Genomic DNA, 15,172 nt, shown 5'->3' on the forward strand with positions numbered 1-15,172 from the left:
CTTGCGCGACCGGCCCACGGACATGAACGGACACCTCCGAAGGGACGGAGAGGCGCGCGACCGGCCTTCGTGACCCGCGTCCGCCGCACGACAGCCATCACCGCCACCACCGCAGTCACCGCAGTCACCGCAGTCACCGCAGTCACCGCAGTCACCGCAGTCACCGCAGTCACCGCAGTCACCGCAGTCACCGAGGAGGAGGCTCCCCTCCCCTCAGGCCACCCGAACGGGCTCTCCGACGAGTAAAAACGGTCCCGCCCGGCGAACGGGCGGGACCGTCTCAGCCGTACGTCAGCGGCGGGCGACCCCTTCGGCGCGGGCCGCCGCGGCCACCGCCGCGGTGACCGCCGGAGCGACCCGCTCGTCGAACGGCGAGGGAATGACGTAGTCCGCCGCGAGATCGTCGCCGACGACACCCGCCAGCGCCTCGGCCGCCGCGATCTTCATGCCCTCGGTGATCCGGGACGCCCGCACCTGGAGGGCGCCGGCGAAGATCCCCGGGAACGCCAGCACGTTGTTGATCTGGTTCGGGAAGTCCGACCGCCCGGTCGCGACGACCGCCGCGTACTTGTGGGCGACCTCGGGGTGGACCTCCGGGTCGGGGTTGGCCATCGCGAACACGAAGGCGCCCTTCGCCATCGAGGCGACCGCCTCCTCCGGGACCGTACCGCCGGAGACGCCGATGAAGACGTCCGCGCCGGACAGCGCGTCCCCGAGGGAGCCGGTGAGGCCGGCCTTGTTGGTGAACCCGGCCAGCTCGCGCTTGACGTCGGTCAGGTCCTCACGGTCCGCGGAGACGACGCCCTTGCGGTCGGTGACCGCGACGTCTCCGACGCCCGCCTCGATCAGCATCCTGGCGATGGCGACACCGGCCGCACCGGCGCCCGAGATGACGGCCCGCAGGTCGGCGATGGAGCGTCCGCTCAGCCGGGCCGCGTTCCGCAGCGCCGCCAGCGTCACGACCGCCGTACCGTGCTGGTCGTCGTGGAAGACCGGGATGTCGAGCCGCTCCTGGAGCCGGCGCTCGATCTCGAAGCACCGCGGTGCCGAGATGTCCTCCAGGTTGACTCCGCCGAACGAGGGAGCGAGGCGCACCACGGTCTCGACGATCTCGTCCACGTCCGTGCAGGCGAGCGCGATCGGCACCGCGTCGACCCCGCCGAACTGCTTGAAGAGGATGGCCTTGCCCTCCATCACCGGAAGGGAGGCCTCCGGCCCGATGTCCCCGAGGCCGAGCACGGCCGTGCCGTCGGTCACGACGGCGACGACGGACGACTTCCACGTGTAGTCGTTCACCAGGTCCGGCTGTTCCGCGATCGCGGTGCACACCCGCGCGACGCCGGGCGTGTAGGCGAGGGACAGGTCGTCCCTGTCCCGGATCGGAACGGTGGCCTGCACGGCCATCTTCCCGCCCCGGTGCAGCGCGAACACGGGGTCGAACGAGTCGAGGGGCTCCGCACCGCCCTCCTGGCCCGTATGGTCCGTTTCGCTCTCGCTGCGAGGATTGACGATCTCCGCTGCCACTGTGTCTTACCCCTTAGGTCTTCATGGATGAGGGTGGCCACTCCTGGTTGAGAAGTGGGCGGGCGCCGCGCAGGACCCAGCGGTGATACGTACGGGCACTGCGCGTCGGGCGCGCCGCACACGCGCCCTGGGCCCCGGATGAGGGGTGTGAAGAACCTTCTTACCCGACGGACACCGCCGACGACGAGTCCATTCGGTGCAAGGTCACAGCCGCCACCGGCCGGACTCCCCCTCCCCACCTGCACCGTCATATCCCAGTGACATGACTCATGCATGAAGCGCGGACAAGTCTCGGCCAAACCCTTGACAAGGAGTGACTCCGGGGCCTGCGACGGAGCGTGTTCGTCCACATGGCGAGATGGGCCGAAGATCTTCCGGCGAGAAGCGGAGATGCCCGCAGATGGTCCGGCACGGTCCGGTCGTGATGTACCGGACTGGTCGGATTCGGGTGTCGCCCGTTATCCGATTTTGACATGGCTGGCCCCTCGATTGGCGTAGTCCGAATGGCAAGATGCCGTCATCACACGAGGTCGCGACACCCGAAGGTGTGTGTTCTCGTCGACCCATCGGCATCTCCATCCATCCGCCGGAGGCACCCACCATGACCGCACGCTCCATCCGCCGTACCACCGCCGCGCGCACCCGGCTCGCCGCGGTCGGAACCCTCGCGGTCACGGGCGCCCTGCTGCTCACCGCGTGCGGTGACCAGACCAAGGACAACGGCTCCGGAAGCAGCGACTCCGCCTCGGCCGCCGCGGCCCCGCTGGCCGGCAAGCTGCCCCAGGCCATCCGCGACAAGGGCGTCATCCGGGTCGGTTCCGACATCGCGTACGCGCCGGTCGAGTTCAAGGACAGCTCCGGCAAGGTCGCCGGCATCGACCCCGACATAGCGGCCGCCATGGGCGAGCAGCTCGGCGTGAAGTTCGAGTTCCAGAACGCCACGTTCGACACCCTCATCGGTGGCCTGGCGTCCAAGCGCTACGACATCGCCATGTCGGCCATGACCGACACCAAGGACCGCCAGGAAGGCATCGACGGCGACACCGGCAAGAAGGTCGGCGCGGGCGTCGACTTCGTCGACTACTTCACCGCGGGTGTCTCCCTCTACACCAACAAGGGCGACGACCAGGGCATCAAGACCTGGGACGACCTGTGCGGGAAGACGATGGCCGTGCAGCGCAACACCTTCTCCCACGACCTCGCCAAGGACCAGGCGGAGAAGTGCAAGAAGGACGGCAAGGCGGCCCTCAAGATCGAGGACTTCGCCACCAACCCCGAGGCCGAGACCCGGATGCGTTCCAAGGGCGCCGACGTCGTCTCCGCGGACTTCCCCATCGCCGCCTACTCCGTGAAGAACGCCGGGGGCGGCAAGTACTTCGAGATCGTCGGCGACCAGGTCGAGGCCGGCCCGTACGGCATCGCCGTCGCCAAGGACAACACCGAACTGCGCGACGCGCTCCAGGCGGCCGTTCAGGCGATCATCGACAGCGGCGAGTACAAGAAGATCGTCGAGAAGTGGGGTGTCGCGGACGGCGCGGTCACCGAGTCCAAGGTCAACGGCGGTTCCTGAACCGACACCGTTCGACTCGGCTCTGAAAGGCTCCACCCGTGACTGTTGACGTCAACAAGACGGACGGTCCCGACGCGACGCCCCCCGCCGGGCCGGAGGCCATCAAGGCCATCCCGGTCCGGCACCCGGGGCGATACGTTTCGGCGGTCGTCGCGCTGGCCCTGCTCGGCTCGGTCGTCTACGCCTTCGCGCAGGGCAACATCAACTGGGGCGCGATCCCCGACTACTTCTTCGACGACCGCATCCTGCACGGCGTCGGGAACACCCTGCTGCTCACCGTGCTGTCCATGGTGATCGGCATCTTCGGCGGCATCCTGCTCGCCGTGATGCGCCTGTCGAAGAACCCCGTGACCTCGTCGGTCGCCTGGTTCTACATCTGGTTCTTCCGCGGCACCCCGGTCCTGGTCCAGCTGTTCGTCTGGTTCAACCTGGGCCTGGTCTTCGAGTACATCAACCTGGGTCCGATCTACAAGGACTACTGGTCGTCGTTCATGACGCCGCTGCTGACGGCGCTCCTCGGCCTGGGCCTGAACGAGGCCGCCTACATGGCCGAGATCTGCCGCGCCGGCCTGCTCTCGGTCGACGAGGGGCAGACCGAGGCGTCGCAGGCGCTCGGCATGAGCCACACCAAGACGCTCCGCCGGATCGTCATCCCGCAGGCGATGCGGGTGATCGTGCCGCCGACGGGCAACGAGGTCATCAACATGCTGAAGACGACCTCGCTCGTCTCGGCGGTGCAGTTCGCCGACCTCTTCAAGGAGGCCCAGGACATCGGTCAGAACGCCGGCTCCACGGTGGAGATGTACTTCCTCGCCGCCGCCTGGTACCTGATCATGACCTCGATCCTGAGCGTCGGGCAGTACTACGTCGAGCGGTACTACGCCCGTGGTTCGAGCCGCAGCCTGCCGCCGACGCCGCTCCAGCGCGTCAGGGCCGCCGTCCTGCCGACGCGCCGCTCGAAGGGAGTCCCGGCATGACGCAGCCTTCCCACCCCATGGTGAGGGCCGAGGGCGTCCACAAGTCCTTCGGCCCCGTCGAGGTCCTCAAGGGCATCGATCTGCAGGTGGACTCCGGTGAGGTGTTCTGCCTGATCGGCCCGTCCGGCTCCGGCAAGTCGACCTTCCTGCGGTGCATCAACCACCTGGAGAAGGTCAACGCCGGGCGCCTGTACGTCGACGGTGAGCTGGTCGGCTACCGCCAGAAGGGCGACAAGCTGTACGAGCTCAAGGACAGCGAGGTCGCGCTGAAGCGTCGGGACATCGGCATGGTGTTCCAGCGGTTCAACCTCTTCCCGCACATGACCGCCGTCGAGAACGTCATGGAGGCCCCGGTCCAGGTCAAGCGCCAGAACAAGGGCCAGGCCAGGGAGCGCGCCATGCAGCTCCTGGAGCGGGTCGGCCTCGGCGACAAGGCCGGCAACTACCCCTCGCAGCTCTCCGGCGGTCAGCAGCAGCGCGTCGCGATCGCCCGCGCTCTGGCCATGGACCCGAAGCTGATGCTGTTCGACGAGCCGACCTCGGCGCTGGACCCGGAGCTGGTCGGTGACGTCCTGGACGTCATGCGCGACCTGGCGGAGTCCGGCATGACGATGGTCGTCGTCACGCACGAGATGGGCTTCGCCCGCGAGGTCGGCGACAGCCTGGTCTTCATGGACGGCGGTGTGGTGGTCGAGGCCGGCGACCCGCGCGAGGTCCTGACCAACCCGCAGCACGAGCGGACCCAGGCGTTCCTGTCCAAGGTCCTCTGACCTGACACGCCGCACGGCCGAGGGGCGGTACGGGGATCCGTCCCCGTACCGCCCCTCGCGTCGCTCCAGCGCCGGCACCAGCGCCGACCAGCACCGGTGCCGGCACCGGCACCGGCATTGAGGTGTCCGGGAACGATCCGGCATGGATCCGGGAGCCCTCTCCCACGCCGTCCGCGTAATACCCTGTAACCACGATCGGCCGTTACCCGGCCGCATCGAAGACCACAGGGCCCATTCGTAAGGACTTCACGTGGAACTGGCCTATTACTCGGACTACGCCGTCCGCCTCGTCAACAGCGAGGAACCGGCCCGGGGCAAGGACTCGCTGACCTCGGTCGAGGCCGTCCGCGGCCTGTTCGGCGGCAACGCGTCGGCGGCCCGCCGCGCCACCGACGCGGACGTCACCCGGTTCCGCTCGGTCCGGGCCCGGCTGCGCGCGGTCTTCGAGGCGGCCGACGGCGGCGACGAGACCCTCGCCGTCGACCTGCTGAACTCCCTCCTGCTGGAGTTCCCGGTCAGCCCGCAGATCTCCGGGCACGACCACCGCGACGGCGACGACCGCCCGCTGTGGCACATGCACCTCGCCGACCACCCCTCGAACGCGACCGCCGGCTTCGCGGCCATCGCCGCGATGGGCCTGGCCTTCCACCTGACGGAGTACGGCGTCGACCGGCTGGGCCTGTGCGAGGCGAGCCCGTGCCGCAACGCCTACCTGGACACCTCCACGAACCGTTCCCGGCGCTACTGCTCCGACCGCTGCGCGACCCGCGCCAACGTGGCCGCCTACCGCGCCCGCAAGCGCCTGGAGGCCGACCGGTCGGCGAGCACGGGCCTGGCCGCGGAGAGCGCCCAGCGCAGCGCCGCCAGCGGCGAACGCTGATCCGCCTTCCGGGGCCGGTAGCGGAACCGCACCTTCCCGAGGATCAGTTCGTCGGGCACGGTGCCGTAGTCGGTGCTGTCCCCCCCGGCGAACGCGTTGTCGCCGAGCACCCACCAGCCGCCGTCACGGCGCTCCACGGCCCGCTTGACGACGAGCAGGTCCTGTTGGAAGGGGTGCCGCAGCACGATCACGTCCCCGGGCCGCACCCGGACCCCGTAGCGCACCACCAGCTGGTCTCCGTGGCGCAGCGTGGGAACCATGGACGGGCCGGTGACCTCGGCCAGCCCGAACGGCGCGGCGGCCCTGCCGCGCTCGGCGTCCTGCGACGGCTCCGGCATCGCCGGCACCTCCCCTGCTCCGTTCCTCCACCAGTCTCAGTCTGACCCCGGACTTTTGTCCTAAGCCCACGGGGGCACTCGCGAAAACCGCTCCCTCAGGGAGTAATGTCCCACCTGAGAAGACGATCACGAGGAAGGAACGCTCCATGCTTTCCCGCCTGTTTGCCCCCAAGGTCACGGTCAGCGCGCACTGCGACCTGCCCTGCGGCGTGTACGACCCGGCCCAGGCCCGCATCGAGGCGGAGTCGGTGAAGGCCGTGCAGGAGAAGATGGCCGCCAACGACGACCCGCACTTCCAGGCGCGCGCCACCGTCATCAAGGAGCAGCGCGCCGAGCTCGCGAAGCACCACGTCTCCGTGCTGTGGAGCGACTACTTCAAGCCCCCGCACTTCGAGAAGTACCCCCAGCTGCACCAGCTGGTCAACGACACCCTCAAGGCCCTGTCGGCCGCGAAGGCGTCGACCGACCCGAAGACGGGCGAGAAGGCGCTGGAACTCATCGCCGAGATCGACAAGATCTTCTGGGAGACGAAGAAGGCCTGACACCCGGGCCGTTCCCGACACCGGCGGTCGGTGCACCACCGCGGGACGAGGGACTTCGGGGAGGGGCCCGGTCGGCACACGACCGGGCCCCTCCGGCGTGCCCGGGAGGGCGCGTGCCGGGAGAACGGCCGCGGACGCCCGGCGACCGGACCGCCCCCTGCGCGCACCGGCCTACGATCGCCGCATGAGCTCCCGCACCCGCACCCACGTCCGCTGGACGTACGTCTTCCTCGACCGGCCCGCCGAGCGCTTCGAGCGGGCCTGCGCGTTCTGGACCGCCGTCACCGGCACGGCCCTGTCCGAACCCCGCGGGGACGAGGACGAGTTCGTCACCCTCCTGGCGGAAGGGGCCGACGCCTGCGTGAAGGCGCAGGCGGTCGGTGACGGGGCGGGCGGGGCACACCTCGACCTCTGCGTCGAGGACGTGGCGGCCTTCGTCGCGGCGGCGCTGGACGCGGGCGCGCGCACGGTCGCCGTCCACGACGACCTGGCCGTACTACGTTCCCCCGCCGGCCAGCTGTTCTGCGCCGTCACCTGGCACGGCGAGTCCGTACGCCCGCCCGTGGTGGCGGGCAGCCGCCTGGACCAGGTCAGCATCGACGTCCCGCCGTCCGCGTACGGCGCCGAAGTCGCCTTCTGGGGCGGTCTCCTGCCCGACTGGACGTCCCGGCCGGGCTCACTGCCGGAGTTCCACGTGGTGGCGCCGCCGCCGGGACTGCCGGTGCGGATCCTGCTCCAGCGCCTCGGCGAGGAGCGACCGGTCTCCGCCCACCTCGACCTCGCGTGCGGCCCGGACATCGCGACGGTGCGGGCCCGGCACGAGCAACTGGGCGCACGGTTCGTCGCCGGCCACCCCCACTGGACGGTGCTGCGCGACCCGGCGGGCGGCCTGTACTGCCTGACCGGCCGCGACGCGGAGACGGGCGGGCTGCCGCGCGGCTAGGCCACCAGGGGCACCACCGGCACCACCGTCGTCGGTCTCCGCCGCCTCTCCCCGGTGAGCCACCGGGGAACGCCCGGGCGGGCGTCAGGAGGCGGGGGCGGCGGGGGTGCCGGGTTCGTCGGCGCGCTCCCGGGGAGCGGGGCCGCCGTGCTGTTCGACGGATTCGGAATGGCCGTGCTGTGCGGTGCCGGGTTCGAGGAACGACCCGCAGTCGGAGTTGTGGCACGGGCCCGCCACCCAGCGCGGTACCCATGTGCCCAGCGTCTTGTGGCGCCGGACCACCGTGTCCACGGTCTGCCCGCAGTCGGGACAGACGTGCTTTTCCCTGTCCATGCCCTCAGGGTAGGCCGGTCATCGCTTCCGCGCGTATCTACGGACGAGGACCCCGTTGGAGAACGTGCGCACGGACTCCAGGCTGAAGTCGGTCACGGAGAAGTCCGCGCCGAACATCGGCGTGCCGGAGCCGTAGACCTGCGGGTAGGTCTTGATGACGAGTTCGTCGATCTCGTCGAGCAGTGCGCCCGCGATGCGTGAGCCGCCGCAGAGCCAGATGCCCAGCTCGCCGTCCTCGGCCTTGAGCCGGCGCACCCGGCCGACCAGGTCCGTGTCGATGACCTCGACGTTCGGGTCGGGAGAGGGGCCGAGGGTGCGGGAGGCGACGAACTCGCGCAGGTGGCCGTAAGGGCTGGTGATGCCGGCGTCGAGGGCGAGCTGGTAGCTCGCCCGGCCCTGGATCACGCTGTCGAAGTTCGGGTTCCCGGCCCCTTCCAGGCCCAGCTGCTCACGGCCCTGGACGGCGATGGTGTCCGGATACTCCGAGGCGAGGTAGCCGAGGAACTCCTCGTCCAGGAAGGCGAACATCGACGACGCGTCGCCCTGCGGGTCTCCGATGAAGCCGTCGATGGAGCAGGCGATGTAGTAGGTGAGCTTGCGCAAACCGGTCTCTTTCCGTGGTCCGAATAGAACAACTCCATGTGTAGTACTTCACTTGTAGTGATGACAAGTGTTTTCCGGAACCGGTCCGGCGACCGCGGCAAGTGGGAGAAGGGATTCCGCACGGCCGGGAGCCCGCTCACCGGTCCGCACATGGACACACGAGGAGACGGACACGCGAAGAGGCGGGTCCCGCGCGCCGTGGGGATGCGCGGGACCCGCCGGGCCGGACCTCTCGGCACCGTACGGAGTCAGGAGCCGTACGGTGCCGGGGGCCCGGGGACCGCGAGAGGCAGGGGGCCGCCTCGGTGACGGCCCCTCCTCATACGCTGCGGCGCGTCACGAACTCCGCCAGGGACAGCAGACCGCCCGCCGCTTCCGGGTCCGGAACGGCACGGGCCAGCTCGGACATCGCCCGGGCCATGCGGTCAGCCGCCTGTTCCTGGGCCCACTCCCGGCCACCGGCCCGCTCGACGGCCAGCGTCATGCGCTCCACGTCGTCCCCCTGCTCTCGGGGGGACGCGTACAGCTCCGCCAGTTCCGCGGCGGCCGGGGTGCCGGAGCCGAGCGCGGCGACCACCGGCAGGGACTTCTTGCGGGCGACCAGGTCCGCGCCGACCGGCTTGCCGGTGTGCCGGGGGTCCCCCCATATGCCGATCACGTCGTCGATGAGCTGGAAGGCGAGCCCGGCCTGACGGCCGAACGCGTCCAGCGCCCCGACGTCCTCCTCCGCCGCCCCCGCGTACAGCGCGCCGAGGGCGCAGGCGCAGCCGAGCAGGGCCCCCGTCTTGGCCTCGGCCATGGCGAGCACCTCCTCGAGGGTGACCTCGGCCGGACCCCGCTCCTCCAGGGCGGTGTCCGCGTGCTGGCCGGCGCACAGCTCGATCACGCAGTCCGCGAGCCGGGCGGCGGCGGCAGGGGACGCCGGATGCGGGTGCGCGGCGAGCCTGCCGAGGGCGAGCGCCTGGAGCGCGTCCCCGGCGAGGACGGCGGCGGCGTCGCCGAACACCGTCCAGGCGGTGGGGCGGTGCCGGCGGGTGGTGTCACGGTCCATCACGTCGTCGTGCAACAGCGTGAAGTTGTGGATCAGTTCGACGGCGGCGGCCGCCGGGAGAGCCGCCGTCCTGGCCGCCGGGCCACCGAGCGCGGCGGCCGCGGCGAGCACCAGCGCGGGCCGGATCGCCTTGCCCGCGTTGCCCGTGGCCGGTGTGCCGTCCGCGTGCTCCCAGCCGAAGTGGTAGCGCGCGATCCGCCGCATCGGACCGGGCAGCGAGTCGATCGCCGCACGGAGCCCGGGGTCGACGTGCCCCCGGGTCTCCTCCAGGATCACGGCCGCCTCATGGCCGTCGAGTGCTCCGGGATCGCCGTCGGTCCGGCTCGGAACGACTCTCCCCCTCCCTCGCGCCTCACCGGGGTGCGGTCTGGCCCGCGTCACGTGCTCGGTCATCGGGTCCCCCTCGCCGGGTCCGCGCACGGCGGCGGAGGCTCGGCCGCACGTGGACCCTTCGGGTGCACCCGCCCGGATGGGCGGGCGCACGGCGACCGCACGGGTGAGGTCACCGCCAGCGGCCGATCTCGACGTTCTCCAGGACACCCAGCGCGTCCGGAACCAGCACCGCGGCCGAGTAGTAGGCCGTGACCAGGTACTTGATGACGGCCTGTTCGTTGATGCCCATGAACCGCACGGACAGGCTCGGCTCGATCTCGTCCGGGATGCCGGACTGGCGCAGGCCGATGACGCCCTGGTCCTGCTCGCCGAGACGCATCGCGATGATCGAGCTGGTGCGCGCCTCGGTCACCGGGATCTTGTTGCACGGGTAGATCGGCACCCCGCGCCAGGTGGGGATCCGGTTGCCGGCGACGTCGATCGTCTCGGGGACGAGCCCCCGCTTGTTGAGTTCGCGGCCGATCGCGGCGATCGCGCGCGGGTGGGCGAGAAGCATCTTGGTGCCGCGCCGGCGGCTGAGCAGCTCGTCGAGGTCGTCCGGGCCCGGCACGCCGTCGTGGGGCTGGATCCGCTGGTCGTACTCGCAGTTGTGGAGCAGGCCGAACTCACGGTTGTTGACCAGCTCGTGCTCCTGGCGCTCCTTCAACGCCTCCACCGTCAGACGCAGTTGCTGCTCGGTCTGGTTCATCGGCTGGTTGTAGAGGTCGGCCACGCGCGAGTGGATGCGCAGGACGGTCTGGGCGATGCTCAGTTCGTACTCGCGCGGACGGGCCTCGTAGTCCACGAAGGTGTGCGGGATGTCCGGCTCACCGGCGTGCCCCGCGGCCAGGTCGACGGCCTTCTCGCCGTAGCGGTTGGTCGGCTGAGCGGGGATCGAGCGCAGACCGCGCAGGTGCTCGGCCAGTGAGCCGGCGCGCTCGGCGACCTGCTCGAAGTCCTGGCGGGACAGGATCAGCACGGTGCAGGCCGTGTCCGCGCGGGCGGTGTACTCCCAGATGGCGTCCGGGTCGAGCAGCGCCTGGTCACCGAAGTACGCGCCGTCGGCGAGGACTCCGAGGACCTGGTCGTCGCCGTAGGGGCCGGTGCCGACCTTCTCGATCCTGCCGTGCGCGAGGAGGTGGACCTTGTCGGCCCGGCTGCCGAAGGAGACGACGACCTCGCCCGGCGCGTACTCCCGCTGCCGGCATCGGGAGGCCAGCTCCGAGAGCACGTCCTCGTCCCCGTAGGACCGCAGCGCGGGCAGCTCGCCCAGCTCCGCGGGGACGACCTCGACACGGTCCCCGGTCTTGACGAAGGTGACGCGACCGTCGCCGACGGCGTACGTCAGACGCCGGTTCACCCGGTACGTGCCGCCCTGCACGTCGACCCAGGGAAGATTCCGCAGCAGCCAGCGAGAGCTGATCTCCTGCATCTGCGGTACGGACTTGGTGGTGGTGGCCAGGTTCCGCGCGGCCGCGGTGCCGAGGCTCTGCTGCGGCTCGTCCTGCTCCGCGCGGACTTCTTCGCCTACCGACATAGAGAATTGCCCTCCCGGTGATACGCCGGAGCCGTACTGCGCCGACGCACTGTTCTCGCGGACAAGCCTTCCATCACTCAGTGTGTTCGTGCCATTACACGAAAGAGCGGGAATGGATCAACGACGGTGTGGGCACGGCGGCTCTCCGCACGACCGGTGTTCGACAATGAGGGGGTGACCAGGCCCGTTCCGTTCGACTCCGCCGCCCTGCGCCCCCGACTGCCCTCGCCGCTGGAGGAGGTGGCCGACGACCGGTTCGCCCGGCACGGCGTACGGCTGCTCCTCAAGCGGGACGACCTGATCCACCCGGAGCTGATCGGCAACAAGTGGCGCAAGCTCGTGCCGAACCTGGAGGCGGCGGCCGGACGGCCGGTCGTCACGTTCGGGGGCGCCTACTCCAACCACCTGCGGGCGACGGCCGCCGCCGGCCGGCTGCTGGGCCTGCCCACGATCGGGGTGGTGCGCGGCGACGAGCTGGCCGCCCGCCCGCTGAACCCCTCGCTGGCCCGCTGCGCGGCCGACGGGATGCGGCTGCACTTCGTCGACCGGGGGACCTACCGCCGCAAGGACGACCCCGCCGTGCTGGCGGCGGTCCTGCGCGCGGCGGGCGTCGAGGACGCGTACGTGGTGCCCGAGGGCGGCAGCAACGCGCCGGCCGTCCGCGGCTGCCGGGCCCTCGGTGAGGAACTGCGCGCCCACGCCGATGTGGTGGCCCTCGCCTGCGGCACCGGCGGCACCCTCGCGGGCCTCGCCGCCGGCCTGGGCCCCGGCCGGCGGACCCTCGGCGTACCGGTTCTCAAGGGCGGCTTCCTCGGTGACGCGATACGGGCCCTGCAGCAGGAGGCCTTCGGCGGCCCGGTGGGCGACTGGCGGCTGGACGAGCGCTTCCACTTCGGCGGGTACGCCCGCAGCACGCCCGCGCTCGAGGACTTCGCGCGGGACTTCGAGGAACGGCACGGCCTGCCCGTCGAACGTCTCTATGTCGCCAAGTCGCTGTACGGACTCGCCGTCCTCACCGAGGAGGGCGCCTTCCCGCGCGGGACACGGCTCGCGGCGGTCGTGACGGGAGCACCGTTCACCTCCTGACCGGCCCGCGTGTCCCGGGCCGGCACACCTAGCCCGCCTCCCGGTAGGCGGCGGCCTCCTCCAGGTCCAGCCTGCGCAGCAGCGTCCGCAGCATCTCGTCGTCGATGTACCGGCCGTCGCGCAGCCGCACGAAGACCTCCCGTTCGGCGCTGATCATCTCTCGGGACAGCCGGCGGTAGGTGTCGTCGACGGTCTCGCCGGTGGCCGGGTTGACCTGGCCGAGGCGTTCCCAGACGGCGTTGCGGCGGCGTTCGAGGACGGCGCGCAGACGGTCGGCGAGAGGCGGGGGCAGCGCGTTGCGTTCGTCGGACAGCAGTTCCTCCAGCCGCTCCTCGGCGACCCGGGAGGCCTGGGCCTGCGCGTTGGCCTCGGCGAGGGTCGCGGCCTGCGGATCGGGGTCGGGGAACTTCAGCAGGCGGATCAGCGGGGGCAGGGTCAGCCCCTGCACGACCAGGGTGCCGATGACCGTGGTGAAGGTCAGGAAGAGGATCAGGTTGCGGTGCGGGAAGGGGGCCTCGCCGTGGTCCACGGTGACGGGGACGGAGAAGGCGATGGCCAGCGACACCACGCCGCGCATGCCGGCCCAGCCGATGACGATCGGTCCCCGCCAGGTCGGGTTCTCCTCGCGCCTGCGGACGCGTGCCGACAGCATCCGGGGCAGGAAGGTCGCCGGGTACACCCACAGGAAGCGGACCGCGACGACCACGAGGAAGAGGGCGACCGCGTACAGGCCGGCGTCCAGGCCCTCGTAGTCGCCGAGGCCCCGCAGGACGATCGGCAGTTGCAGGCCGATGAGCGCGAAGACCGCCGACTCCAGCACGAAGGCGACCATCTTCCACACCGCCTCCTCCTGGAGCCGGGTGGCGAAGTCGACCTCCCAGGCGCGGTGGCCGAGGTAGAGGGCGACGACGACGACGGCGATGACGCCGGAGGCGTGGAACTGCTCGGCGGCCGCGTACGCGACGAACGGGATGAGCAGGGAGAGGGTGTTCTGCAGGAGCGGTTCCTTCAGACGGGTGCGCAGCCAGTGCAGCGGGGCCATCAGGATCAGGCCGACGGCGGTGCCGCCGACCGCCGCGACCAGGAACTCCTCGATCCCGCCGGCCCAGGACGCGCCCTCGCCGACGACGACCGCGAGGGCCACCTTGTAGGCGGTGATCGCGGTCGCGTCGTTCAGCAGGGACTCGCCCTGGAGGATCGTGGTGACCTTCGACGGCAGGCCCACCCTGCGTGCCACCGCCGTCGCCGCGACGGCGTCCGGCGGCGCCACCACCGCGCCCAGCACCAGTGCCGCGGTCAGCGGCAGCCCGGGGACCATCAGGTAGGCGGCCCACCCGACGGCGAGCGTCGCGAAGAGGACGTACCCGACCGACAGCAGCGCCACGGGCCGCAGCTGGGCACGGAGGTCGAGGTACGAGCTGTCGGTGGCGGAGGTGTACAGCAGCGGGGGCAGCAGGAGCGGCAGCACGACGTCCGGGTCGAGGGTGTAGTCCGGCACCCCGGGGACGTACGACACGGCCAGGCCCACGGCGACGAGCAGCAGCGGCGCCGGCACCGGTGTGCGCCGGGCCGCCCCGGCGACCGCCGCACTGCCCGCCACCAGCAACAACAGTGGCATCACGTCCATGTCCCGCCCACCCTCGCTTTTTCCGCGCGGTCGTCCGTACGACCGTCGTAATCTGGCAATCATGAAACAGTGCACGCACGCCGAAGCGCTGCCGCACCCCGAACCCGTCCCGCTCGGCGAGACGTGCCCGGAGTGCCTGCGCGACGGCACCCACCCGGTGCAACTACGGCTCTGCATGACGTGCGGCCACGTGGGCTGCTGCGACTCCTCGCCGGGCCGCCACGCCACCGAGCACCACAAGGACTCGGGCCACCCGATCATGCGGACCTTCGAACCCGGCGAGAACTGGCGCTGGTGCTTCGTCGACCACGTCCTCGTCTGAACCGTGCGGGGGACGGCCCGTCCGTCCACCGGGTACGGTTCGGGCATCTGACGCCTGGGTACGTCAACCCGGCGCGCCCTCTTCCCTTTTGGGCCGGCAGACCCCTAGACACGGAGCGTATTCACAGCTTTACTGTGAGTGACGACAGGGGGGCGGGGTCCCGGGACAGGACGGTTGGGAGCGCGGTAGCGTCACCGCTGCACCACACACGCGTTATCCCGGGGGGCGACCCTCGGCCCCCGGAAAGCTTGTACCACCTTGGAGGTGAGGGTGTCCCAGATCGCAGGCGAGCCCGCGACCCAGGACTTCGTGGAAGTCCGGCTGCCGGCTGCGGGTGCCTACCTGTCGGTGCTGCGGACGGCCACGGCCGGCCTCGCGGCCCGTTTGGACTTCACCCTGGACGAGATCGAGGACCTGCGCATCGCGGTGGACGAGGCCTGCGCGATCCTGCTCCAGCAGGCCGTGCCCGGTTCGGTGCTCAGTTGCGTCTTCCGTCTGATCGACGACTCGCTGGAGGTCACCGTCTCGGCGCCGACCACCGACGGCCACGCCCCCGCGCGCGACACGTTCGCGTGGACCGTGCTGTCCGCCCTCGCGGGCAAGGTGTCCTCCGCCGTGGACGAGGACAAGACCGTTTCGATCAGCCTCTACAAACAGCGCGGCGCGGGACCCGGGCCGGCGTGACGAACGGGGACGG

The 15,172-nt window shown here is 70.9% G+C and carries 16 protein-coding genes; 9 read left to right on the forward strand and 7 right to left on the reverse strand.

The genetic code is table 11. The annotated features are described in order from the left end of the window. Positions 1-291 precede the first annotated feature (291 nt). The gene (locus ACZ5FU_RS02155) at positions 292-1,524 is read right to left on the reverse strand and encodes an NAD(P)-dependent malic enzyme (protein WP_451525520.1); all 1,233 of its coding nucleotides are present in this window, start codon (positions 1,522-1,524) and stop codon (positions 292-294) included. Between the two features lie 601 nt (positions 1,525-2,125). Between ACZ5FU_RS02155 and ACZ5FU_RS02160 the strand changes: the two genes are divergently transcribed. The 4 genes from ACZ5FU_RS02160 to ACZ5FU_RS02175 all read left to right on the forward strand — a co-directional run bounded on the left by ACZ5FU_RS02160 (position 2,126) and on the right by ACZ5FU_RS02175 (position 5,721). Then, positions 2,126-3,094, forward strand: coding sequence for an ABC transporter substrate-binding protein (locus ACZ5FU_RS02160; RefSeq protein WP_451775495.1), 969 nt, complete (start codon positions 2,126-2,128; stop codon positions 3,092-3,094). A gap of 38 nt (positions 3,095-3,132) precedes the next feature. Beyond that, entirely contained in the window at positions 3,133-4,071 is a 939-nt protein-coding gene (locus ACZ5FU_RS02165) for an amino acid ABC transporter permease (RefSeq protein WP_451525518.1), read from the forward strand. Then, positions 4,068-4,841, forward strand: coding sequence for an amino acid ABC transporter ATP-binding protein (locus ACZ5FU_RS02170; protein ID WP_451525517.1), 774 nt, complete (start codon positions 4,068-4,070; stop codon positions 4,839-4,841). The genes ACZ5FU_RS02165 and ACZ5FU_RS02170 overlap by 4 nt, the downstream gene beginning before the upstream one ends. 250 nt (positions 4,842-5,091) lie before the next feature. After that, positions 5,092-5,721, forward strand: a complete 630-nt coding sequence (locus ACZ5FU_RS02175) for a CGNR zinc finger domain-containing protein (protein WP_451525516.1) — start codon at positions 5,092-5,094, stop codon at positions 5,719-5,721. Here the strand turns inward: ACZ5FU_RS02175 and sodX are convergent. Continuing rightward, positions 5,625-6,059 (reverse strand): nickel-type superoxide dismutase maturation protease, encoded by a 435-nt coding sequence (gene sodX / locus ACZ5FU_RS02180; RefSeq protein WP_451525515.1) that lies wholly within the window; start codon positions 6,057-6,059, stop codon positions 5,625-5,627. The two genes, ACZ5FU_RS02175 and sodX, sit on opposite strands and share 97 nt — an antisense overlap. A 146-nt stretch (positions 6,060-6,205) precedes the next feature. Between sodX and sodN the strand changes: the two genes are divergently transcribed. Continuing rightward, positions 6,206-6,601, forward strand: coding sequence for a superoxide dismutase, Ni (gene sodN / locus ACZ5FU_RS02185; protein WP_385061796.1), 396 nt, complete (start codon positions 6,206-6,208; stop codon positions 6,599-6,601). 184 nt (positions 6,602-6,785) lie between these two features. Next, on the forward strand, positions 6,786-7,544 hold the full coding sequence (locus ACZ5FU_RS02190) for a VOC family protein (RefSeq protein ID WP_468837738.1): 759 nt from the start codon (positions 6,786-6,788) through the stop codon (positions 7,542-7,544). A gap of 84 nt (positions 7,545-7,628) precedes the next feature. On the opposite strand, the gene ACZ5FU_RS02195 is transcribed toward ACZ5FU_RS02190, so the two are convergent. From ACZ5FU_RS02195 to ACZ5FU_RS02210, 4 genes are all read right to left on the reverse strand, one after another. Next, on the reverse strand, positions 7,629-7,877 hold the full coding sequence (locus ACZ5FU_RS02195) for a hypothetical protein (protein ID WP_451525513.1): 249 nt from the start codon (positions 7,875-7,877) through the stop codon (positions 7,629-7,631). 18 nt (positions 7,878-7,895) lie between these two features. Then, the gene (locus ACZ5FU_RS02200) at positions 7,896-8,480 is read right to left on the reverse strand and encodes a dihydrofolate reductase family protein (RefSeq protein ID WP_451525512.1); all 585 of its coding nucleotides are present in this window, start codon (positions 8,478-8,480) and stop codon (positions 7,896-7,898) included. A 319-nt stretch (positions 8,481-8,799) separates the two neighbouring features. After that, on the reverse strand, positions 8,800-9,924 hold the full coding sequence (locus ACZ5FU_RS02205; RefSeq protein ID WP_469044249.1) for a family 2 encapsulin nanocompartment cargo protein polyprenyl transferase: 1,125 nt from the start codon (positions 9,922-9,924) through the stop codon (positions 8,800-8,802). 109 nt (positions 9,925-10,033) lie between these two features. Next, on the reverse strand, positions 10,034-11,440 hold the full coding sequence (locus ACZ5FU_RS02210; RefSeq protein WP_451525510.1) for a family 2B encapsulin nanocompartment shell protein: 1,407 nt from the start codon (positions 11,438-11,440) through the stop codon (positions 10,034-10,036). 174 nt (positions 11,441-11,614) lie between these two features. Between ACZ5FU_RS02210 and ACZ5FU_RS02215 the strand changes: the two genes are divergently transcribed. Then, complete coding sequence (locus ACZ5FU_RS02215; protein WP_469044251.1) at positions 11,615-12,526, forward strand: 1-aminocyclopropane-1-carboxylate deaminase/D-cysteine desulfhydrase; 912 nt, start codon at positions 11,615-11,617, stop codon at positions 12,524-12,526. Between the two features lie 28 nt (positions 12,527-12,554). On the opposite strand, the gene ACZ5FU_RS02220 is transcribed toward ACZ5FU_RS02215, so the two are convergent. Then, positions 12,555-14,153 (reverse strand): Na+/H+ antiporter, encoded by a 1,599-nt coding sequence (locus tag ACZ5FU_RS02220; protein ID WP_451525508.1) that lies wholly within the window; start codon positions 14,151-14,153, stop codon positions 12,555-12,557. 61 nt (positions 14,154-14,214) lie between these two features. Between ACZ5FU_RS02220 and ACZ5FU_RS02225 the strand changes: the two genes are divergently transcribed. Beyond that, on the forward strand, positions 14,215-14,475 hold the full coding sequence (locus ACZ5FU_RS02225; RefSeq protein ID WP_451525507.1) for a UBP-type zinc finger domain-containing protein: 261 nt from the start codon (positions 14,215-14,217) through the stop codon (positions 14,473-14,475). A gap of 270 nt (positions 14,476-14,745) precedes the next feature. Continuing rightward, on the forward strand, positions 14,746-15,159 hold the full coding sequence (locus ACZ5FU_RS02230; protein WP_366057168.1) for an ATP-binding protein: 414 nt from the start codon (positions 14,746-14,748) through the stop codon (positions 15,157-15,159). Positions 15,160-15,172: the final 13 nt, after the last annotated feature.

Source organism: Streptomyces sp. NPDC031554, from assembly GCF_055580685.1.